The 21,789-nt window shown below is 70.6% G+C and carries 20 protein-coding genes and 1 pseudogene; 14 read left to right on the top strand and 7 right to left on the bottom strand.

The window, feature by feature from the left end; translation table 11 throughout:
• A partial coding sequence (locus Q8W71_RS29135) for a sodium:solute symporter family transporter (RefSeq protein ID WP_458351523.1) occupies nucleotides 1-425 on the top strand: 425 nt, incomplete at its 5' end.
• A gap of 262 nt (nucleotides 426-687) precedes the next feature.
• Nucleotides 688-1,827: an oxidoreductase gene (locus Q8W71_RS29130; RefSeq protein ID WP_305528888.1), complete on the top strand. Its 1,140-nt coding sequence runs from the start codon at nucleotides 688-690 to the stop codon at nucleotides 1,825-1,827.
• Between the two features lie 94 nt (nucleotides 1,828-1,921).
• Here the strand turns inward: Q8W71_RS29130 and Q8W71_RS29125 are convergent.
• The 4 genes and pseudogenes from Q8W71_RS29125 to Q8W71_RS29110 form a co-directional block, all read right to left on the bottom strand.
• Nucleotides 1,922-2,848: pseudogene (locus Q8W71_RS29125) on the bottom strand (TRAP transporter substrate-binding protein); the annotation flags it as partial.
• A 38-nt stretch (nucleotides 2,849-2,886) separates the two neighbouring features.
• Nucleotides 2,887-3,897, bottom strand: coding sequence for an NAD(P)H-dependent flavin oxidoreductase (locus tag Q8W71_RS29120; RefSeq protein WP_305528887.1), 1,011 nt, complete (start codon nucleotides 3,895-3,897; stop codon nucleotides 2,887-2,889).
• Nucleotides 3,898-4,333: 436 nt separating this feature from the next.
• Complete coding sequence (locus Q8W71_RS29115; protein WP_305528886.1) at nucleotides 4,334-5,128, bottom strand: HpcH/HpaI aldolase family protein; 795 nt, start codon at nucleotides 5,126-5,128, stop codon at nucleotides 4,334-4,336.
• Nucleotides 5,115-6,095: a hydroxyacid dehydrogenase gene (locus Q8W71_RS29110; RefSeq protein WP_305528885.1), complete on the bottom strand. Its 981-nt coding sequence runs from the start codon at nucleotides 6,093-6,095 to the stop codon at nucleotides 5,115-5,117. The genes Q8W71_RS29115 and Q8W71_RS29110 overlap by 14 nt, the downstream gene beginning before the upstream one ends.
• 194 nt (nucleotides 6,096-6,289) lie before the next feature.
• On the opposite strand from Q8W71_RS29110, the gene Q8W71_RS29105 reads away from it, so the two are divergent.
• The gene (locus Q8W71_RS29105) at nucleotides 6,290-7,096 is read left to right on the top strand and encodes an IclR family transcriptional regulator domain-containing protein (RefSeq protein WP_305528884.1); all 807 of its coding nucleotides are present in this window, start codon (nucleotides 6,290-6,292) and stop codon (nucleotides 7,094-7,096) included.
• A gap of 308 nt (nucleotides 7,097-7,404) precedes the next feature.
• Nucleotides 7,405-8,409, top strand: coding sequence for an ABC transporter substrate-binding protein (locus Q8W71_RS29100; protein WP_305528883.1), 1,005 nt, complete (start codon nucleotides 7,405-7,407; stop codon nucleotides 8,407-8,409).
• 130 nt (nucleotides 8,410-8,539) lie between these two features.
• Here Q8W71_RS29100 and Q8W71_RS29095 read toward each other — a convergent pair whose 3' ends face one another.
• Entirely contained in the window at nucleotides 8,540-9,715 is a 1,176-nt protein-coding gene (locus Q8W71_RS29095) for a YncE family protein (RefSeq protein WP_305528882.1), read from the bottom strand.
• 374 nt (nucleotides 9,716-10,089) lie between these two features.
• Nucleotides 10,090-11,403 carry a serine hydrolase domain-containing protein gene (locus Q8W71_RS29090; protein WP_305528881.1) on the bottom strand — a complete coding sequence of 438 codons (1,314 nt, stop codon included), beginning with the start codon at nucleotides 11,401-11,403 and terminating at the stop codon, nucleotides 10,090-10,092.
• Between the two features lie 630 nt (nucleotides 11,404-12,033).
• On the opposite strand from Q8W71_RS29090, the gene Q8W71_RS29085 reads away from it, so the two are divergent.
• The 3 genes from Q8W71_RS29085 to terL are packed head-to-tail and all read left to right on the top strand — an operon-like array spanning nucleotide 12,034 to nucleotide 15,285.
• The gene (locus tag Q8W71_RS29085) at nucleotides 12,034-13,425 is read left to right on the top strand and encodes a site-specific DNA-methyltransferase (RefSeq protein ID WP_305528880.1); all 1,392 of its coding nucleotides are present in this window, start codon (nucleotides 12,034-12,036) and stop codon (nucleotides 13,423-13,425) included.
• The gene (locus Q8W71_RS29080; RefSeq protein WP_305528879.1) at nucleotides 13,415-13,873 is read left to right on the top strand and encodes a DUF5681 domain-containing protein; all 459 of its coding nucleotides are present in this window, start codon (nucleotides 13,415-13,417) and stop codon (nucleotides 13,871-13,873) included. The genes Q8W71_RS29085 and Q8W71_RS29080 overlap by 11 nt, the downstream gene beginning before the upstream one ends.
• Nucleotides 13,870-15,285, top strand: a complete 1,416-nt coding sequence (gene terL, locus Q8W71_RS29075) for a phage terminase large subunit (RefSeq protein WP_305528878.1) — start codon at nucleotides 13,870-13,872, stop codon at nucleotides 15,283-15,285. Before Q8W71_RS29080 ends, terL begins: the two co-directional genes overlap by 4 nt.
• Before the next feature lie 75 nt (nucleotides 15,286-15,360).
• Here the strand turns inward: terL and Q8W71_RS29070 are convergent, their stop codons facing one another.
• Complete coding sequence (locus tag Q8W71_RS29070; protein ID WP_305528877.1) at nucleotides 15,361-16,323, bottom strand: restriction endonuclease; 963 nt, start codon at nucleotides 16,321-16,323, stop codon at nucleotides 15,361-15,363.
• A 159-nt stretch (nucleotides 16,324-16,482) separates the two neighbouring features.
• On the opposite strand from Q8W71_RS29070, the gene Q8W71_RS29065 reads away from it, so the two are divergent.
• From Q8W71_RS29065 to Q8W71_RS29035, 7 genes are all read left to right on the top strand, one after another.
• A complete protein-coding gene (locus tag Q8W71_RS29065; protein WP_305528876.1) occupies nucleotides 16,483-16,728 on the top strand; it encodes a helix-turn-helix domain-containing protein in 246 nt (81 codons plus the stop codon).
• Between the two features lie 183 nt (nucleotides 16,729-16,911).
• A complete protein-coding gene (locus Q8W71_RS29060; RefSeq protein ID WP_305528875.1) occupies nucleotides 16,912-17,133 on the top strand; it encodes a hypothetical protein in 222 nt (73 codons plus the stop codon).
• 106 nt (nucleotides 17,134-17,239) lie between these two features.
• Entirely contained in the window at nucleotides 17,240-17,911 is a 672-nt protein-coding gene (locus Q8W71_RS29055) for a DUF3489 domain-containing protein (protein WP_305528874.1), read from the top strand.
• Between the two features lie 11 nt (nucleotides 17,912-17,922).
• A complete protein-coding gene (locus Q8W71_RS29050; RefSeq protein WP_305528873.1) occupies nucleotides 17,923-18,444 on the top strand; it encodes a DUF2924 domain-containing protein in 522 nt (173 codons plus the stop codon).
• A gap of 8 nt (nucleotides 18,445-18,452) precedes the next feature.
• Nucleotides 18,453-20,114, top strand: a complete 1,662-nt coding sequence (locus Q8W71_RS29045) for a recombinase family protein (RefSeq protein WP_305528872.1) — start codon at nucleotides 18,453-18,455, stop codon at nucleotides 20,112-20,114.
• A gap of 408 nt (nucleotides 20,115-20,522) precedes the next feature.
• On the top strand, nucleotides 20,523-21,212 hold the full coding sequence (locus Q8W71_RS29040) for an EamA family transporter (protein WP_305528871.1): 690 nt from the start codon (nucleotides 20,523-20,525) through the stop codon (nucleotides 21,210-21,212).
• 86 nt (nucleotides 21,213-21,298) lie between these two features.
• Nucleotides 21,299-21,789 (top strand): transposase (locus tag Q8W71_RS29035; RefSeq protein ID WP_305528870.1); only part of this gene is annotated, 491 nt, incomplete at its 3' end.

Genomic DNA, 21,789 nt, shown 5'->3' with positions numbered 1-21,789 from the left:
TCGCGGCGGTGCTGCTCGGCATCGCCTTCGAGAAACAGAACATCGCCTACATGGTCGGGCTGGCCTTCTCGATCAGCGCAAGCTCGAACTTCCCGGTGCTGATCCTGGCCATGTACTGGAAGGACTTCACCACCCGCGGCGCCGTGGTCGGCGGCAGCGTCGGGCTCGTCAGCGCGCTGGTCTTGACCATCCTCGGGCCGCCGGTCTGGGTGAAGGTGCTGGGCTTCGCCCAGCCGATCTTCCCGCTCGACCCGCCGACCCTGATCACGCTGCCGCTGGCGCTCGCGACCTGCGTGATCGTGTCGATCCTCGACCGCTCGGCGCAAGCCGAGACCGACCGCGCCCTGTTCGAGCGCCAGCGCGCATTGCTGCAGGACGATGCGTCGTCGACGATCACCGAAGTGCCGGGCGGGATGAGTGCCTGAAGCGCGGGATTTGCTCGGCGCGGCCATCGCCCATCGATCCTGAGCGTCAGCCTTTCCGCGGGTGGACTAAGAGACAATTTACCTTGTGATGCCTGCCCTTCTGTCAGTCTTCCGCAACTTCGTCCCTCTATCACGGCCGGCGATCATCGGATTAAGGGAGGCTGACGATTGAGCAGGACGACAGCTCAGCCGTTGGCTGTCGCTCGGATAGTCTCACAGATGCTCCACGAATGTCGCCATCGATCGCAGCGTTTAATAGCCTATGCCCGACTTGTTCAGCCCTTTCGCCCTCAAGGACGTTACGCTGCGCAACCGCATCGTGATGTCGCCGATGACCATGCACCACGCGGTTGACGGATGCGTAGGCGACTTTCACGTCATGCTCCTCGGCTCGCGCGCGGCCGGCGGCTTCGGACTCGTCTTCCCTGAGCAGATCGCCATCACCCCGGACGGGCGCACCTCCGTGCTCTGCGCCGGCATCTGGGACGACCGGCACGTGGAGGGACTTTCCCGGATCTGCCGCCTCGTCAAGGAGATGGGTGGCGTGCCCGCGATCCAGCTTGGCCACACAGGCCGAAAGGGCAGCGAGACCCGGTCGTCGCAAGGCAGGATCCAGCTCCCGCCCGACCACCCGGAGGGCTGGCAGGTCCGCGGACCCTCGCCGATCCCCTACGGCGGGCGCTACACCCACCCTGTGCAGGGGCTCTCGACCGCGGAGATTCAAGAGCTGCATCGCGCCTACGCGCAGGCGGCCCGCCGCGCGGCCGAGGCGGGCTTCGAGTGGCTCGAGATGCACTTCGCCCACGGCTACCTCGGCGCGAGCTTCTTCTCGCCGCTGGCCAATCAGCGAGAGGACGCCTACGGCGGCAGCCTCCAGAACCGGGTCCGCTTCCACCTCGAAGCGCTCGATGCGGTGCGCGCGGTCTGGCCGGAGCGGCTGCCGCTGACGATGCGGCTCGGCACGGACGACTTCCACGAGGCAGGCGTGCAGTTCGACGACGCGGTCTGGGCGATCGGGCGCATGAAGGCGCACGGGCTCGACTTGGCCGACATCTCGCTGGGCCTCAACACCGACGACATGCGTGACCGCCCTTTCGACGCGGTCGGGTTCATGGTCGATAAGGCCGCCCGAGTGCGGCGCGAGGTGTGCCTGCCGGTGGGCGTGAGTTGGAACCTGGGCGTCCCCGCGACCGCCGACCGGGTGATCCGCGAGGAGCTGGCCGACCTCATCTTCCTGGGCCGCCCTGCGCTGACCAACCCGAACTGGCCCGTCTGGGCCGCGCGCGAGCTCGGGCACGCCGATCCTTTCTCGCTGGTGCCGGCCGACTGGTGGCCGTGGCTAAAGACGCCGCGCTCGCAAGCCGCCGCCGACACGGTGGGCCTGCCGCCGCTGCCCCGCTGACGCGTCTGCGCCGTCCCGCCCCCGGGCGCGCGACCCCCGTCAAGCCGAAGCGGTTTCGCCATTCCTTGTAGTAGCCGGCGTCGCTGAGCGCCGCCCGGAAGGCCGTCGGTTCGACCGCGTTGACGCGGCACCCCTTGGCGATCAGTTCCGTCCGGGCCTCGGCGTCCTGTCGGGCCAGCTCCGCGCGCTGCTCCCGAGCGCAGTCGTCGACCACCCGCGCTACCGTGGCGCGCACGTCGGGCGGAAGCGCGTCGAAGGCCCGGCGGTTCGCCAGGAACCAGTACCCCGCCCACATGTGGTTCGTGAGCGAGACGTAGCGCTGCACCTCGAACAGCTTGGCCGAGATGAGCAGGGCCAGCGGGTTCTCTTGCCCGTCTATCACCCGGGTCTGCAGCGCGGTGTAGAGCTCGTTGAAGTTGATCGTCGTCGGCGCCGCCCCAAGTGCCTTGAACAGCGCGATGAAGATCGGCCCCGCCGGCACGCGCAGCTTTAACCCGCGCAGGTCACCCGGCGAACTGACCGGGCCTGTGCCGGTGGTCACCTGCCGGAAGCCGTGGCCCCAGATTGCATCCATCACCACGAGCGACGTCCGCTCGATCTGCCCGCGAATGTAGGCCCCGAGCGGGCCATCCATCGCGGGCCACACGTCCTCCTCCCGGGCGAAGGCGAACCCGACGCTGTTGAGCGCTGCCGCCGGCGCGAGCAGCGACAGCACCGGGCCGGACTGGCCCATGAACTCCAGCGCGCCCGAGCGCAGCTGGGACATCATGTCGGTGCTGGAGCCGAGTTGGCTGCTAGGGAACACCCGGATCTCAAGCCGCCCCCCGGTCTCTTCGCGGATGCGGTCAGCGGCCTTTTGGGTCCACACAGCGGTCGGGTGGTCGGCCGGCAGATCAACGCCGTACTTGTAGACGAAGGCCGACCCCGCCGCCCGAACGAGAGGCGGAGCCCCGAGCGCGGCGCCGAGCGCAGCCGAGCCCGTCAGGAGCGCGCGTCGGGTGGTCAGCGTGACGGTCGGCATGTCTGGTCCTCGGCCGTGGATGCGGGGGCCGCTGCGGCTCAGCGCAGGATACGCGTCGCCGCGCCCGCGGCCTCGTTCGCTTCAAGCATCAGGCGTTCGACGATCTCGGCCACGCTAGGCACGTCGCGAACTAGCCCCGCACTCTGTCCGGCATAGAGCGCCATCTCGGCCCAAGCCCCCTCGAACGCCCCTTCGAACCCGACCGCAGGAGACTGGATGTGGTAGCGCGGCACAGCCGTCCCATCCGCCTGCCGCCCGACGATCTCGCCCTCGCCCGGCCGCGCGCCGGAGGCGGGGCAGCCCGCTCGCATCCAGGCGTCGATCAGGCCGTTGCGCAGCACGCGGTGCGGCGAGTCCGGCCAGCCGATGTCGTAGAGCAACGTCTCGACCGCGTCCCCGGGGTCGGCCTCCACGATGCGGGCCTTGTAGCCGTCGTGCAGCGCGCATTCACGGCTGGCCACGAAGCGTGTACCGAGCCAGATCGCCTCCGCCCCCAGCGCCAGCGCCGCGGCCAAGCCCCGCCCGTCGGCGATGCCGCCCGCTGCCGCGACCGGCACGCCGCAGGCGGCGTCGACCACGGCCGGGATGTTCACCAGACCCGGCGTGAGGCCGACTAGGTGACCGCCGGCCTCAGAGCCCTGCGCGACGATGATGTCGACGCCGAGGTCGCGCGCCCGCGCAGCTTCGGCGGGTCCGGAAACGGTCCAGAGCACGAGCGCGCCGGCGTCCTTGGCGATGCGGGCATAGGGACCGGGGTCGTCCTGCCAGAGCGAGACGATCCGCGCGCCGGCGTCGATTGCGCGGCGCAGGTTCTCGCGCTTGTCGGCGATGAGTGAGAAGTTGACGCCGAAGCGTCCGCCGGTAGCCTCCGCGACGGCGCGCACGCGGGCTTCAACCTCATCGGGCGGCGGGTGGGTCAGGCCGACGAAGCCGATGGCACCGGCAGCTGCGACTGCACCGAGAAAGGCGGGTGTTGTCCCGAGCCCGAGGGGGGCGGCGATAACCGGCACCGCGGTGCCGAGCAACTCGGTGATGCGTGTCGACGCCATCCCGCAGTCATTCCTTGTCCGTCGCACACGAAGGCGCAGAGCGTGTGCGTCTCCTTGCGGCGCGACCCGCGCGATTGACCACGGTGTGCCGGAGCGCTGGCCGGTGAATGATGAGGGTGCACGCCAACAGCAGATCCGGCAAGCGGTATGGTGTCAGCTCGAAGGATCTTCCCGACGCCCCCCGCGAGGATGCCGTGTAAGTCGTGATGTCTGTTCCGGTAGCTCTTAATCCGAAACCTGCCAGGCGGCTTTCGGCCAGAACCGGCCGGTAGCTCAGCGCCCAGGGCGGTCGTTTGAGCCGTCCTCGTTCGTCATCGAGAGCGGACATAGGCCGCAGTTTCCCCCGAACACTCGGATCGGGCGTCGGACCGCCGTGACGATGTCGACGCCCCGCCCGCAACCCCTGCCGCGGCAGGCCGATGACTTCATCTGATGTTCACGCAGGCGTCTCGGACGTTGGGGCGATTGGTCCACCCTCCCTGGCTAGGCGGGCCTCCGCCCCGACCGCGGTTCGCAACAGATTCGCGTCGCTGTTGGGGACTACGAAGTCGAAGCCCTCAGCAGACCGTCGCGCCGCGACGGCCCCGGACGGGCAGAAGATCCCGACGTGCTTGCCATGTGCCTTGGCGGCCGCCACGCACCGAGCGATGGCCGCGATGACGACGGGATCGGAGGGGTCGGCCGATGCGCCCGCGTCGAGCGCCAAGCCGAGATCGTTCGGCCCGATGAAGATCCCGTCCACGCCCTGCGTCGCGCAGATCGCCTCGACGGCCGCCAGCCCGGCGGCGGTCTCGATCATCGCCAGGCGCACGAGTGTGGCGTCGGCATGAGCGACGTAATCCGCCCCCCCGTAGAGCAGGCCGCGCGTCGGCCCGAAGCTCCGAAGGCCCCGGGGCGGGTAGGTCGTCGCCCGCACGAACAACGCCGCCTGCTCGGCGCTGTCCACCATCGGGCAGACCACGCCGTAGGCCCCGGCGTCGAGCACCTTCATCAGGAGCGGCGGGTCGAGCGAGGGCACCCGCACGAACGGGGTCGCGGGCGTCGACGAGATCGCCTGGAGCATGCCGATCATCGCCTGCACGTCCGTCATCCCGTGCTGAAGGTCGACGACCACGCAGTCGACCCCAGTCCACCCGACGATCTCGGCCGAGTAGCTGTTGCCGATCGACAGCCACGCCGAAACCGCGGCCCGACCGGCGTCCCAGCATTCCCTGACCCTATTGGCGCGCATCGTGGGCCTCCTTCAGGACCTCTCTGTTGACGACGAGCGCCGGGTCGAGCGAGCCGTCGAGCCCGGCCAGCGCGTTCCGCGCCGCCATCACGCCCATCGCCACCATGGATTCCTCCGTCAGCGCCGCCGAATGCGGGCTGAGCACCGTACGGTCGCTCCGGGCGAGCGGGCTAGCCGGGTCCGGCGGTTCGGTCTCGAAGGTGTCGATCCCGGCGCCCCATAGACGCCCTGAGTCCAGCGCAGCGGCGAGTGCATCCTCGTCCACGACGCCACCGCGCGCGGCGTTCAGAACGATCGCGTCCGGGGGCAGGAGAGCGATCTCGCGGGCGCCGATCAGGCCACGCGTGCCCGGCCCGAGCGGCACGTGCACCGAGACGACATCCGCCTGACGCAGCCCGGCGTCCAGATCGTCCACGAACGCGATCCCCGGGACTACGGCCCGGTCGGCGAACGGATCGAAGGCCAGGACGCGCATGCCGAAGGCGGTCGCCCGGACCGCGACCTCCCGACCGATGCGCCCGAAGCCGATCAGCAGCAGGGTGCGCCCCCGCAGTTCCAGACCAGGCAGCCGAGACCGCTCCGCGAACGCCCCTCGCCGGACCGCGGCGTCGAGCGCGATGCCGCGCCGTGCCACGGCCAGCAGCAGATACAGGGTGTGTTCCGCGACCGAGACGGCGTTCACGTCGCCGACCACGGTCACGGGGAGTCCGCGCGCCGTGCAGTACGCGACCGGGATGTTGTCTGTGCCGACCCCGTGGCGCGAGATGACCCTCAATCGGGTGGCGGCCGCGACCACGTCCAAGGGAAGCGGCGCGTCGCGGATCGTCAAGGCGTCGGCGTCGGCGACGCAGCGCAGCAGGTTGTCGGGCGAGACGTCGGTCACGACCTCGAACGCGACATCGGCCCGGGCCTCGAACAGGCGCAGAGCCTCGGGTCGCAAGGGTTGAATGACCAGAATCTTGCTCACGTCGCCTCCCGCGCGAGCCGAAAGCCGGCCTGACTGTACCAGGGCGAGCGTGCGGCCGCGGCCGACCGCCTGGGCCCCCTGCACCAGATGTGGTCCACGAAACGCGGCGGGCTGTCAACATAGCGAGCAACTGCGCGCTTATCGCACAAGGGCCGGCGCAGTATCATGAGCGTCGGCGCAAAGCGGGGGATGCGATGGACGGTGATCTCGACAAGCGCGACTTCGCCCAGACCTTGGCGCGCGGCTTGGCATGCCTGGAGGCCCTGGCCGGGATGGACGCACCTGCCGGGTGCAGCCGGATCGCGACGGCGATGGGCGTCAGCCGAGCGGCCGCCCGCCGCATCCTCCTGACGCTGAAGCACCTGGGCTACGTCAGCGAGGAGCGCGGCCTGTACGCATCGGCCCCGAAGGTCCTGTCCCTGGGGCGGAGCATGCTGTCGAGGACGGCGCTGTGGTCGGCGGCCGCTCCCGCGGTCGTGAGGATCGCCGACCATGTCAACGAGCCGTGCTCGATCTCCGTGCTCGACGGCCTGGATATCGTGTTTGTGTGCCGCGACGCCACGCGACGCATCTTCACGTCACGGCTGGAGACCGGAGACCGCTTGCCCGCGCACTGCTCGGCCAGCGGGAAGGTCCTGCTCTCGGCCCTGCCGGAGGCCGAGTTCGACCGGCGGATCGGCGGGGGCGACTTGCCCAGACGCGGCAGCGGATCGATCACCGACCCACGCCAGTTGCGCAAGGCGCTCGCGCAGATCCGTCAGATCGGTTTCGCTCTGGCGGTCGACGAGATGGAGGACGGCACGCTCGCGATCGCCGTCCCGCTGATGGACCGGGACAGACGCGTCGTCGCCGCGATGAGTTGCGCGTCCCACCGCAGCCGCGCGACGGTCGACGACCTGCGTACGGCCATCCTTCCGGTCCTCAGAAGTGCAGCCGACGACGTGGAGGGCATCATCGCCGATTACCAGGATCGGGGCTGGATCGTGGCCGCAGGTCGGTGACGCGCGGATCCCGCCGGTCGATCCAGGCTCTGACCAGGGACACCCGGGGGAGACAACACGATCCCGTACAGTTTGTGCGATAATCGCGCATTTGCGCGAAGTGTTGACATATTGAGGCCGTAGGTGCCTCCTGCGACGAGAGCGGATTCCCGCCGGTTGGCGACGCCGCGCCTGGTGCGCCACGAGGTCGTCTGCCTACGACCCGGCCGGTTCGGGGGCTGCGGCAGGCACGAGATGCGGGCTGACTGCGGAGGCGGCGCGGGGGACACCGCAAGATCGCCGGGCGCCGATGATCGAGGGAAGGCACGATGACGGTCTCAAGACGCGCTCTCCTCGCCGCCGCCGCGGGCTTGCCCCTGGCGCGTCCTGCCCTGGCACGCGCGACCACCGTCACGATCACGCGCCAGCCCGCCATCATCTACATCCCGAGCGTCCTGATGGAGCGCGGGCGTCTCGTCGAGGCGCACGCCGCCAAGCTCGGCGTCCCCGGCCTGACCACGCGATGGGTCACCTACAACGGGGGCGGCGCGACCACCGACGCCTTGCTCGCCGGCGCGGTGGACATCGCCAACACCGGCCCGGGCAACATGCTGCTGCTCTGGGACCGCACGCGCGGGCGCGTGAAAGGCATCGTGGCGACCTGCGCGCAACCCCTCACCCTCGTCAGCCGCGACGCGCGCATCCAATCGATCGCCGACTATCGCCCGAGCGATCGGATTGCGGTACCGACTGTGAAGGTCTCGACGCAGTCGATCCTGCTGCAGATCGCCTGCGTCGACCGGTGGGGCAAGGACGCGGCGTTCCGGCTCGACCCCAACACGGTCCAGTACGGCCACCCCGACGCCATGGCCGCGATGCTGAATCCGAACGGGGAGATCGGCAGCCACTTCGCCGCCGCGCCCTTCCAATACGAAGAACTGAAGCGCGTCCCCGGTGCCCACGTCGTGACGGACAGCGCGCGCATCCTGGGAGAACCGCTCTCGCAGGCCGTGATGTTCACCACCGCGCAGTTCGCCGAGGCCAACCCGGAGGTCGTTCTGGCCGTGAAGGCTGCGACCGCGGAGGCGACGGCGATGATCCGCGACGACACGCGCGCCGCCGCCAAGATTTACATCCAGGCCACCGGCGACCCGATGGGCGAGGACGGTCTGATGGAGGTGCTGCGGCAGCCGGGCATGCTCGACTACTTCACGCGACCGCAGGGTACGCTCCGGTTCGCTCAGCACCTGTCGTCGACGGGCGTGATCAAGACCGCGCCGGGCGCTTGGACGGACTATTTCCTGCCGGTCGCCGCGGATCTGCAGGGCAGTTGAGTTCGATCGCGATCAGACCTGTGGCGCGGTGGCCTGTCCGTCGTTAGATGATTTGGCACGTTCAGGACTGGAGGCTTGGTCCATCCCGGGCGAGGTAAGGCGCCTCCGCCGGGTGAAGTCTGCGTGCCGGTCAGGGACGGCCGCGGAGGGAGGCTGGCTGGCCGGGCAGCGGCAGTCGGAACCCCGTATCGCGGATCGTGTCGTCTTCGACCCGGTACACGCCGAGGCTGCGGTCGGTATAGTTACCGACGTATACATATGCGCCGCTGGGATCGAAGGCGATGCCCTGGACCACCGCACCCGCCGGCGCCTCGCCGAGATAGCGCAGCCGGCCCTCGGGCAGGATCGCGACCAGCACGGCGGCACTGCCCGGCGTGTGGGCCGGGCTCGCCTGCGGCGCAGCCGACCCCTTCACCACCGCGACCGCCGCCCGGCGGCCGTCCGGGCTGATCGCCAGGGTCTCGGCGGTATCGCCGACTCCGAGATGATCGATCACAACCGGACGCCCGGTGCCGGCCCGGATCAGCGCGACGGTATCGGCATGGCCGTCGCTCGGCGCCGGGCCGGTATTGCCGCTGATCGCATAGGCGCCGTCGGGCGTGACCTCCAGACCGTAAGTGCCAGGACCGACCGGCATGTCGAGCGCCGGGTCGTGGAACCATCGACCGTCTGCCGCAGTCAACACGCCGACCGTGCCGGCCTTGTTCTTGGCGACGTAGGCTCGGCGCCCATCTGGCGCGATGGCAACGGCGGCGGCCTCGGCTCCAACATCGAGGTCGGCCACGACACGCACGCTTCGGTCTCGGATCGCCAGGACCGTGACGCTGCAGCCCTCTCGGTTGGCGACCAGTGCGACATCGCCGGACTTGGCAATCGCGAGGCCGGAAGGCTGCCGTCCGACGCGGATCGTCTCGATCAGGGTGGGCGGCTCGGCCGCGAGATCCACGACGTGCAGGCGGTCATCCGCCTGCGCCCACCAGTTCCCGCCGTCCTGCCGCATGGTGACGGGGCTGGTGATGAGGCCGAGGCGGCCATCCGGCGTGATCTGGAGATTGGTCGGCGGTCCGTAGGCGGAGGTGTCGAGCCGCAGCACGTGGGCGAGGCGCGGCCGGGCGGGATCCGAGATATCGATGATGGCGAGACCATCGTTGCCGTTTGGCCCGTTGGCCGAGCCCTCGGGCTGAAAGAAGGTTTTGCCGTCGAGGCCGACGAGCAGCAGGGGACGTCCCCCCGTCGCCCAAGCATGGCCGGCCAGCAGCAGGACGAACGAGAACAGGCACACGCGACCGTATGAAAGAACGCTCATCGTTTTTCTCGGCTGACCAAGGATCGATCGCATATCTGTCGTAGGCGAAGGCACCGATACCGGGAGGGAGAGGCCGCAGCGGTGTCCACGGAGGCTTCGGCGGCATCCGGGTCGAGTATCCTTCAGTTCAATTGCAAGACAATAATCCTCATCCTGTCAGCGGCTTCATGGGCTGCCCAGGGTGATATGCCGGTTCGCCACCACCGAAGAGGACCGAGGGCTCTCAGACCCAGCCATCCCGGCCTGCCGCCACGCGCCATACGCGGCAGTTGGCTGACTGTCCTGAAGCATATTTTTTGATTCTCACCGATGTCAGCCGTTCATTTCATCCATGTCGGTGGCGATAGGGTAGACGCCTGTCTTGCCGCTGACCTCTACTCCGTCAGCGCTCCGTAGAGGAGATCCTTGAACAGGAAACGCGTGTGCTGACGCGTGCTCGGACCGGCCGTCATGATCACGCCGACGATGCCCTCCTGCCGGTCGACCGTGAACGAAGTCCCGCCCGCGCCCGCCCACATCGCGTCGCCCGGGGAGCCCGGTGCGTAGCCGCCGCCCTCGGCCAGCCGCACGCCCCAGCCGAGCCCGAAGCCGTAGCCCGGACCCGTCGTCGGCAGCGGCGAGCCAATCAGCCCCTGGATGTGATTGGAGAGCATGAACCCGACTGACTTGCGCGAGAGGATCCGCACGCCGTCGAGCTCGCCCCCGTTCAGCACCATCTGCGCGAAGCGAAAGTAATCCTCCGCGGTCGTCAGCATGCCGGCTCCGCCGTGCACGTAGCGCTTGGCCGGGTCCTGCTCGGGCCGGGACGCCTTCCACAGCTCGACCTTGAGGGGATCGGCATCGTAAGCGTCGGCGAGGCGTCCGGCCTGCTCGGGGCGGAGCTGGAAGCTCGTCTCCTTCATGCCGATCGGCCCGAAGATCGTCTCGGCCAAGTGGAGGTCGAGGCGCTTGCCGACGACCTTCTCGACGACGAGACCGAGCACATCGGTCGCTACCGAGTACTCCCAGCGCGTGCCCGGCTCGTAGGCGAGCGGGATCGCGGCGAGTCGGTTGACGAACTCCTCGTTCGAGACGTCGGTGTCGCGGCTCTCGACGTCGGCCCGCTCGTAGGCCGCGGTGAGTTCGGGAAAGGGGGCCGAGCCGGCGTAGGTGAAGCCGGCAGTGTGGCGGAACAAGTCCCAGATCAGGATCGGGCGCTTGGCGGGCACGGCCACGCGGGTGGTGCGACCGCGCTCGTCCTGGACCTCGATGAAGACCTTCATCTCCTTGAACTCGGGGAAGTACTGCGCGAGCGGATCGCGTAGGTTCAGGCGCCCCTGCTCGATCAGCGCGAGCGCTGCGACGGCGACGACCGGCTTGGTCATGGAGAAGCCGCGAAATACGGCGTCGCGGGGCATCGGCCTTGTCTTGGCAGAGTCGAGGAAGCCGTGCGCCTCGACATGGACGAGCTTGCCGTTGCGCGCGATGAGGGTGACGGCGCCGGGCATAGTGCCCTTCTCGATCTCCGCCCTCATCACAGGCGCGATGCGCGCGAGGCGTGCAGTCGCGAAGCCTTGGATGCTCGTCGCTTCCTGGGCCGCTGCGGGCGTGCCGGTGGCCGTCGCTGCGGCGAACGCCAGCCCAGCGAGCACGAACCTGAGAGCCAGATGGGGGGCACCCGGATCGAACGATACGCTTCGCTTCGACATAACGTTCCTCCCGCCTCTTTGGCCCCATGCTAGAGCGTCACCGAGCGCTGTGCGAGGCGGAACCAATGAGATGCTTGCGTCGGCCGGAGCCGGAGGTCTGCCTCGCAGCGCAATGGGGAGCACTGCGCGATGAGGACGTTCCGACCGGAGCGCGCGCTGCTGCTCACTGCCGCGATTCGGCCGACGTCCATCGAAAGGATCAGAACGTTCCGCCGTCGTCATTGACGTCCCTCAATCTCGCCTTGCCGGTGAACCCTCGCCGTTCGCGATAGCCGCGCCGCAAACTGTGCCAAAACGTCGCGGATCGTGGCGCCGAATGAAAATCCGACCTGTTTCGGGCGGGGAAGCCCCTGAAAGAGTAAGTTACTTACGATTATTGCCGCCCAGGCGCCAACGTCGGTATTTGCCTGCTTTTCCCGCGTCCGTTATCTACCGCGTCGAGGCATGAGCAAGCCGAGCCGCGCGATGCGGCTCGAGATCCGGAAGGCCAGCCTCAGGCCCGATCTGCCCGAGGCAGTGTCGGTCCTGAGCCTCGCGGCCACGCCAAGGCTTGCCCTGTCGCGCTCGGCCCCCGCCGAGCGATCTGGTCGGCCCTCGCCAAGACGTGGCGCGCGCCGCGGGAACACCACCGTGAGGATTACCACAGCTAAGTTCGACCCGGCCGCCAACGACACGGCGGCCGCTCCCCCACACCTGTCCGAGCGCATCGCGCTGCGACCCTTGACCAGCCTGCGCTGCGACCCCGGCAACGCCCGCACCCACTCCACCAAGCAGCTCAGGCTGATCGCCGGATCGATCGAACAGTTCGGCTTCATCAATCCCGTAGTGATCGACGCCGACGGGCTCATCCTCGCCGGCCACGGCCGGTACGCGGCCGCGCGTCAGCTCGGCTTGCCCGCCGTGCCGACGATCCAGGTCGATCACCTCTCTCCCGCCCAGCGGCGCGCCTACGCGCTCGCCGACAACAAGCTGTCGGAACTCTCGGGCTGGGATCGTGACCTGCTCAGGATCCAGATCGAGGAGCTCGACGGTCTCGACTTCGACCTCGGCCTGACCGGCTTCTCCGTGCCCGAGATCGAGGCGATCCTCGATCCGGGACAGCCACTGGATTCCGAGGATACGGCTGTGGCACCAGCCCCCGGCCCCGCGGTGAGCCGCCCGGGCGACCTGTGGCTGCTCGGGCCCCACCGCCTCCTCTGCGGTTCCGCCCTCGAGGCCGCCGCCTACGCCGACTTGATGGACGGGGAGCGCGCCGAGGCAGTGTTCACCGACCCACCCTTCAATGTCCCGATCCACGGGCATGTCTCGGGCGGCGGCAAGGTCCGCCACCGCGAGTTCGCCATGGCCGCCGGCGAGATGACGGCGGAGGCTTTCACCACCTTCCTGCGCACCGCCTTCACCCACCTCGTCGCCCACAGTGCCGACGGCTCGATCCACTTCGTCTGCATGGACTGGCGGCACATGCGCGAGCTCCTCGCCGCCTCGGAGGGGATCTACGCGCTGAAGAACCTGTGCATCTGGAACAAGGACAACGGCGGCATGGGCTCGCTCTACCGCTCCAAGCACGAACTCGTATTCGTGCTCAAGGCGGGCACCGCCCCCCACACCAACAACGTCGAGCTCGGTCGGCACGGGCGCAACCGCACGAACGTCTGGGACTACTCCGGGCAGAACACCTTCCATCGCGACCGCGCCGCCGACCTCGCGGCGCATCCGACCGTCAAGCCGGTGGCGCTGGTCGCCGACGCCCTGCGCGACGTCTCGGTGCGCGGCGACGTCGTCCTCGACCCGTTCTGCGGCTCGGGCACGACCATCCTGGCCGCCGAGCGCACGCGCCGTCAAGCGCGCGGCATCGAGTACGACCCGGCCTACGTCGACGTCGCCCTGCGCCGTTACGCCGACGCCACGGGCGGGGTCGCGCGCCTCGCCAGCACGGGCCAGACGTTCGCCGAGGTCGCCGCGGCCCGGGCCGCTGAAGCGAGCGCCGACGACGCGAGCGGCGAGGTCGGCCATGCCGCGTGAGCGCAAGCCGACGGGCGACTACGAGGTCGGCTACGGCCGGCCGCCGAAGCACACCCGGTTCCGTCCGGGGCAGTCGGGCAATCCGAAGGGCCGGCGGAAGGGCGTGCGCAACCTCAAGGGCGTGCTGGAGGAGGAGCTGTTCCGCCCGATCACCGTCCAGGAGGGCGGCAGGCGCCGCACCGTCCCGATCCTCGCCGTCGTGGTCCGGCAGGCGCTGGCGAAGGCCGCCAAGGGCGAGACGCGGGCGCTGACCCCGCTCCTGCCGATCATCCAGCGGGCCGGCCTCGTCGAGGGCGGCGAGATCGCCGAGGCGGTGGCACAGCTGCCGCTGTCGGTGGACGAGGAGGCCGACCTGCGCGAAGCGCTTGCCGAGTGGCGGGCGGAGCGACCGGGGCCGGATCCCTCGGAGCCTGCCCCCTTGGAGCCGGATACGGAGGCGCCGCGATGACGCTGCGCGACGCCTACAACGCCCTGCTGCGCCAGCGCCTGAGCGTCTTCACCCGGCAGGCCTACCGGACCGTGGTGTCCGAGCCGTTCCTGCCGAACTGGCACCTCGAGGCCTTGGCCCACTGCCTCGAGGAGGTCGCCCGCGGCCGCATCCGCCGCCTGGTGATCTCGATCGCGCCGCGCAGCCTGAAGTCGATCAGCGCCTCGGTCGCCTTCCCGGCCTGGCTCCTGGGGCGGGACCCGACCAGGCAGATCATCTGTCTGAGCTACGCGCAGAACCTGACCGTCAAGAACGCCAACGATTGCCGCGCGGTGATGGACGCCCCTTGGTACAAGGACGCCTTCCCCGAGACGCGGATCAGCCGGACGAAGAACACGGAAGCCGAGTTCGAGACCACCCGCGGCGGCTTCCGGTTCTCGACCTCGGTGGGCGGCGTGCTCACCGGCCGGGGCGGCGACATCATCATCATCGACGATCCGCTGAAGCCGCAGGATGCGATGTCCGAGACCGCTCGGACCAACGTCAACGACTGGTTCGACCGGACTGTTCACTCCCGCCTCAACCGCCAGACCGAGGGCGCGATCATCCTGGTGATGCAGCGCCTGCACGTCGACGACCTCGCCGGCCACGTCCTGGAGCGCGGCGGCTGGTACCACCTCTGCCTGCCCGCCACCGCCGAGGCCGACGAGGCGATCCCGATGGGCCGCGGGCGCGTCCACCACCGCCGCGTCGGCGACGTCCTCCACCCCGCGCTGCTGCCGCGGTCGGCGCTCGACAACCTGCAACGCCACGTCCCCCCCTTCGACTTCGCGGCGCAGTACCAGCAGGCGCCGGTCCCGCCGACCGGCAACATGTTCGATACCGCCCGGGCCCACCGCTACGAGGGCGAACTCGGCGCGGAGCCCGGCGACGTGATCGTCCAGAGCTGGGATACCGCCACCAAGCCCGGCGAGCTCAACGACGCGTCGGTGTGCACGACGTGGCTGGCGCGGCGCGGGGCGTACTACCTCGTCGACGTGTTCCGGGCCCGCCTCGGCTACCCGGACCTGCGCCGGGCGGTGGTCGACCTGCACGCGCGCTGGCGGCCGGAGGCGGTGCTGATCGAGGATAAGGCCTCAGGCGAGAGCCTGATCCAGGACCTCGTGTCCGAGCGGTTCTGGGCGCACGCCGTCCGCCCCGAGGGCGACAAAGTCATGCGGGCCCACGCGGCGACGTGGCCGTTCGAGACGGGGCAGGTGGTCCTGCCGCGCACCGCCCCGTGGCTCGGCGAGTTCGAGGCGGAGCTGCGCGCCTTCCCGAACGGGCGGCACGACGATCAGGTCGACAGCGTCTCGCAGTTCCTCAACTGGGCCCGGGAGGGGCTCGACCGCGGGCCGCGCATCCGCGACCCCTGGAACGACGATGACGGCTGACGCGCCGGCGCGGCGGCGACCTTGGTCGCGGCACCGCGCCGGCCGTAATCGCGGCTTCGGCCCCGTTCCCAGACCCTAGCCGTTGCGGGCGATCAGCCAGTCGAGCAGGCCGGTCTCGACCGCCCCGCGCGCCAGCGCCTCGCCCGCCAGCAGGTGCACGTCGGGCCCGTCCGCGGCCAAGCGGCCGCTCGGCGAGTGGCACACGAAGAACATCCGCTGGCAGGCGCCGCCGACCCGGTAGGCGGCGATCGAGGCGTCCAGCACCGCTTGGCTCGCCCGCGACTTCACCTGCACGAAGCCGCGCTCGCCCGTGGCCGGCTGCTCGACGACGAGGTCGACCTCCGCCTGCGTGCCGCCGAGCGCCGAGACCCGCCGCCAGCCCGAGCGCGACAGCAGCAGGTCGGCCAGCACCTCGAAGTCCGCCCAGTGCAGCCCGGCGATCAGCGCCGCGGCCGCCGCGATCGCCTCCGCCCGCGCCGCCCGCGCCCGGATCACCGCCGGCTCCTCGACGCCGTTGATCCGGCGCACGAGGTACTCGGCCGCGGTGACCTTGCACAGCGTGCGCTGGTAGGCCTGCACCTGGGTCAGGCGGCTGCTCAGCCCTGCGATCCGCAGCGGCGCGCCGAGCAGGTCGGCGTCGCGCCAGGGGCCGCGCGTCCGCCGCAGCACGACGCCGGGCCCCTCCGTCACGCGGGCGACCTCGGCCTCGGCGAAGGCCCACCACAGCCGCCCCTCGGCGAAGGTGATCCACAGCGTGTCGGTGGACAGGGTGTGGAACTCGCGAAGCTCGCGCAGCACCTGGCTCGCCTCCCCGGCCGAGCGCGCCCCGTCCCGGACCAGCGCGGCGCGGGCGCCGTCCCAGTCGCCGGCCAGGCACGCGGCGTGCGGCTCGTCGGGGCTGCCGAAGCGGATCTCGCCGGCGACCAGGCAAGCCCGCGCCCAGGCGCCGCCGGAGCCGAGCTTGATGTAGCGCGCCGCCCCGGGGGCGATCGGGACGACGGGGTCGGTCGCGGGCGGGAGGGGGGCGTGCAGGGTCATGGCGCGGGGTCCTCGGGCGGAGGCCGATCCTCCGGGCATCCGGGGTCGCTCGGGTGGGGCGCACAGTCCAGCGGAATATCTGCTTTATGGATATCTGATTTTTGGATCGAGCGGCGCCGTCGCTACTGGGCCGGCCGGACCCCGTCTGCCCGGCCCCGCATGCCCCGCTCCCTGCGCTCCCGCCGCCACCGGCGCCTGGCGGAGCTGATCGCCGCGTCGCGCGAGGCGGCCGGCTTGAAGCAGGCGGAGGTGGCCGAGCGGCTGGGCCGGCATCAGCCCTTCGTCAGCGGCATCGAGAGCGGCCAGCGGCGGGTCGACCTCGTCGAGCTGATCGATCTCGCCGAGGCGATCGGCTGCGATCCGCACGCCCTGCTGGCCGAGCTGCTCGCCACGCCGCGCGACTGAGGCCGCGCCGAAACGGCACGGGCCAGGGCAGAGAGGTCCCCTTTCCCCTGGCCTCATGCCCCGAGCTCCGAAGGTCGCGCACATTCCGCTGGACTGTCGGCGCGAGCGGAGCGTGTGTGCGTCCGGCGCCCGGGGTGGGCGCAGGACGAGGCGGCGGTGGAGGGGGACATGGGCGGATCATGATTGAGCATCACGGCCTGCCTCGCCGAGATCAGCGCCCGGCTGACGGACGCGGCGGCGGTCGCCAAGGCGGCGCTGACCTGCGCCGAGGCTGGCTCGGAGCGCGAGGCGGTGCGGATCGCGATGGACCTCGACGCGCTGCTGCACGAGGCCGAGACCCTGCACGGGGCGGTCTGCCTGCTCGGACGACTTCCGCGCGCGACCGGCGCTGACGCGGAGGCGTAGCGCACCAGACCCACCGTCGGGCGGATCGCCCCGCTGCCGTCGCCGGCGGCGGGGCTGTCGGCGGTGGCAGCCGCGGGACGGCTGCGCAGCCCCGTCGCGAGGTCCGATGCCTGACCCGAGCCCCCTCTCCCCAATCCACCGCGCGCTGGTCGAGGCGGCGCGGCGACATCCTGACCACTGGCTCGTGCCGCCCGAGCGCGTGCGCGGCGGCGCCCGCCGGCGCCTGGGCGAGAAGCTCGTCGCCCTCGGCCTCGCCGAGCTGGCACGGCACGCGGAGGCCGCGTGGTGGGTCGATCCGAACCACGGTCCGACCGGGCTGCGTCTCGGCCCCGGCGAGCGGGGGGACGGCCCGACTGCAACTGTAGCGGGTCACGCCGACGATCGCATGGCGATGGAGCGTGACTCTCCCGCCGACTTAGCCGCCGCGTCCTCGCCTGCATCGCGATCACCGACGGAGCCGGCGCCGGGCGGCGGTGGCGCCTTCACGATGGTCGTCTCTCCGAGCCCCGCCGAGCCGCGATCCTGGACGAAGATCGCCCGGGTACTCGCGCTACTGCGCCGACCGGAGGGCGTCGACCTCGCCGCCCTCGTCGCCGCCACTGGATGGCTGCCGCACACCGCCCGGGCCGCACTGACCGGCCTGCGCCGCAAGGGCCACGCGATGGCTGCGTGCCGAGAGGACGGCCGGACCGTCTACCGCATCGGCGCCGAGAGCGGTCCCGTGACGGAGACCGAATCGGAGGCGGCTGCGGTGGTCTCCGCCGCGGCGGTGCGCTGAGCGGGGTGACCATGACGACCCCAACCGATCCGGCCCCAGACCCGCAGACCGCCGAGCTCGCCGCCCTGCCGGCCCTCGACCTCGACGCGTTGCGCCTGCGCTGGCGCCGCCTCACCCGACGTCCGGCCCCGCTCGGCCTGCGCCGCGACCTACTCGCCCGGCTACTCGCCCACGCGATGCAGACCCGCGCCTATGGCGGCCTGCCGCGCGAGACCGCCCGCCTGCTCGACCGCCTCGCCACCGACGCCGATCCTGCGAAGGCCCTCGCCGCGACGCGCCCCGGCCGCGGCACCGGCCGCCCCAGCCCCGGCACGCAGCTCGTGCGCGAGCACGCCGGCCGCGTCCACCGCGTCACCGTCACCGCGGCCGGCTACCTCTGGAACGGCACCACCTACGCCAGCCTCTCGCCGATCGCCGAGGCGATCACCGGCACCCGCTGGAACGGGCCGCGCTTCTTCGGCCTGCGCGAGCGGGGCGGCCCGGAGGGCAGCGCGCCGATCGCGCGGCGGGCTCGGCCGGAGGCACAGCCGTGAGGGCGCCGGTGCGCACGCCCACCCCGCCGCCGCCGCTGCGCTGCGCGATCTACACCCGGGTCTCGACCGAGCACGGGCTGGAGCAGGAGTTCAACTCGCTCCACAACCAGCGCGAGGCCGCCGAGGCGTACGTGCGCAGCCAGGCCCACGAGGGCTGGCGGCTCCTGCCCGAGCGCTACGACGACGGCGGCTTCTCCGGCGGCACGCTCGAGCGCCCGGCCCTGCAGCGCCTGCTCGCCGCCGTCCGCGAGCGGCGCGTCGACGTCATCGTGGTCTACAAGGTCGACCGCCTCACCCGGGCGCTGTCGGACTTCGCCCGGCTGGTCGAATTGTTCGACGCGCACGCGGCCTCGTTCGTGTCGGTGACGCAGGCGTTCAACACCACCACCAGCATGGGCCGGCTGACGCTCAACGTGCTGCTGTCCTTCGCGCAGTTCGAGCGCGAGGTCACCGGCGAGCGCATCCGCGACAAGATCGCCGCGAGCAAGCGCAAGGGGCTGTGGATGGGCGGGGTGGTGCCGCTGGGCTACCGGGTCGAGGCGCGGGCGCTGCACGTCGTGCCCGAGCACGCCGCGCTGGTGCGGCGGATCTTCGAGCGCTACGCGGCGCTCGGCAGCGTCGGCGCGCTGGCGGCCGACCTTGAGCGCGACGGGGTGGAGGCGCCGGACCGCCGTGGCACGACCGGCGGGCGTGTGCGGGGCGGTCCGTTCTCGCGCGGGCACCTGTACAAGCTGCTCTCGGCGCGGGTGTACCTCGGCGAGGTCGTGCACCGGGGCACGAGCCACCCGGGCCAGCACGCGGCGATCGTCGAGCCGGCGCTGTTCGCGGCGGTGGCGAAGCGGCTGGCCGCCCAGACCCGCGCGAGCCGCCGGCAGCGCTCGGCCTCGGGTGCGCTGCTGGGCGGGCGGGTGTTCGACGCGGATGGCCGGGCGATGAGCCCGAGCCACACGCGCAAGGGCGGGGTACTCTACCGCTACTACGTCTCGCAGGCCTTGCTGCGCGGCGAGGGGCGGCGCGGCGCGGCGGGCGACGACCTCAGCCCGGGCCGAGTGCCAGCGGCGGCCCTGGAGGAGACCGTCCTGGCGGCGCTGCGCGGGATCGCATCCTCAGCCGCGGTCGATACGCCTGCCCTGAGCGACCCGACCATATCCGAGACCGCGGCGGCGCTGATCGAACGCTGGGTCGAGCGGGCCGTCGTGCGGGCGGATGCGCTGACGATCACGCTTTCCGGGGGGAGCGGCTACGAGGTTGGTGGATCTTTGGATGCGAGGCCGCGAGAGATCGTGGTGCCGTGGGCGCGGCGGAGATCGAGCCGGGCGGCGGTCGTCACACCGGAGACCGATCCGGCGGCGTCTGGCCGTGTGCGGCGGCCGATGCCGGAGGACGTCCGCCGTCAGCTGATTGTGTCGATCGCGCGGGCGCGGGCATGGACAGAGGATCTGATCAGCGGTCGGGCGGCGGACATCGTGGCGCTGGCCGAGCGGGCTGGGTGCAGCGAGCGGCACGTGCGGATGCTGCTGCCGCTGGCGGGGTTGGCACCCGACCTCGTCGAGGCGGCGGTGGCGGGTCGGCTGGCAGCGGGCTACGGAGCGGCGCGTCTATGCCGAGGGCTGCCGGCATCGTGGGCCGAGCAGCGCGCGGTGATCCCTGTGATCGCGCCGCAGGGTTGACGTGGCGCGTCGGTCCCGTCACTCGCCCCGGTAGATCCTGACTCCTTCCGGACATTCGAGAAGCATGCCTGGAATGTCCGGTTGCCGGTGACCTCCGGACGCCTAGCTTCGAAGATATGCCTTCTAATAAAGCCGCACCTGGAATGCTGCTCGCCGTGTCTTGCAGATCCAGATCCTGGACTAGTCAGCTACGACCGCCAGGAACCTGCAAGGATCTTGCTGCGATGCTCAGAGGTCGATAGAGAAGGCCCATTCGACTGAACGGCAAATAGGGTTCCGAACGGCTTCCTGCCGCTGCTGGTCCGAGCGTTGCAGAGACCGCGGCTATCCCGCGGCTGCACCCGAGGGACAAAAGCCCAGAGGCGAAGATGTCGAGACGCTTACGTGCCCGCCGGGCCCGGAGGTCTCATGTCGTTCGCAGCACTCTCCCTCGTCGTCCTTGCCTCGTTCGTTCACGCGACCTGGAACCTGCTCGCCAAGCGTGCGGCCCCTGCCGGCCCGTCCTTCGTCTTCGCCTACAATCTATTCTGTTGCCTTGCCTATGCGCCCTGGGTTGTCTGGCTCCTCGCACAGGGAGCGGTGAGCTGGAACCTGCCCGGCACGGCATGCATCCTGCTGAGCGGCGTGGTCCATCTCGCCTACAGCCTGTGCCTCCAGCGCGGCTATCAGGTCGCCGATCTATCAGTGGTCTACCCCGTGGCGCGCGGCACTGGCCCGATGCTGTCCTCGGTCGGCGCGTTCATTCTCCTCGGCGAGGTACCCACCTTGCGCGGGGTGATAGGCCTCGCAGCAGTGGTCATCGGCATCGGGCTGGTTTCGACCCAGGGCAACCTTTCCGCATTCCGTAGACCGGAGGGACATGCGGGAGTCCGTTGGGGCACGGCGACGGGTGGGCTCATCGCGACCTACACCGTGGTCGACGCCTTCGCGGTCAAGGGCTTCGGCGTGCAGCCTGTGATCCTCGATTGGTGCTCGAACTTATTGCGCTTCGTCCTGCTCCTGCCCTTCGTTGCACGCAACCGCGCCCTCGCTCGCGAGCGGATGCAGGGGCGGTGGCTCCTCGCGGTCGCAGTCGGGTTGCTGTCACCGCTCTCTTAGAGCCTGTTTGAGGTCCTCTGCCGTCCGTCCCCATCTGTCTCGTGTGGCAACACAAATTCCGCCTGGCGGGGCGGAGGAGAGAGCAGATGTGGACGGACCGGCATCGGACGCGCCATGAGACGCGTCTGAAGGACATGGTGATGCAGGCGGGCTTGGACGAGGTGGCCCGCTTCCTGGAGCGGGCCGACCCGGCGGCACGACCCAACGCCAAGTCAGCGCGCCTCGTGATGGCGGCCGTTGCTTGGCATCTGCGCACGGGCGGCGGGTGGCGGGCGCTGCCCGACGGCTTCCTGCCCTGGCGCACCGTCTATGGATGGTTCCGGCGCTGGGTGGACAAGGGTCTGTTCGAGAGCCTGATGCGGACGCTCGCGCGCCGACAGCGCCGCCGCTGCGGGCGGCGTCCCACGCCGCGGCTGGCGATCATCGATACACAGAGCGTCAAGTGCATCGGTGTGCGCGGGCCACGCGGCTACGACGCCGCCAAGAAGCTGGTCGGGCGCAAACGCGTGGCGCTGGTCGATGCCGAGGGGCACGTCCTGGGGCTCGCCGTCGTGCCGGCCAACGTTCAGGATCGCGA

The sequence above is a fragment of the Methylobacterium amylolyticum genome, assembly GCF_030700245.1.
Classification (GTDB): Bacteria; Pseudomonadota; Alphaproteobacteria; order Rhizobiales; family Beijerinckiaceae; genus Methylobacterium.
The sequence above is the reverse complement of the archived record's forward strand: the minus strand, read 5'-3'. Positions and strand labels throughout refer to the sequence as shown.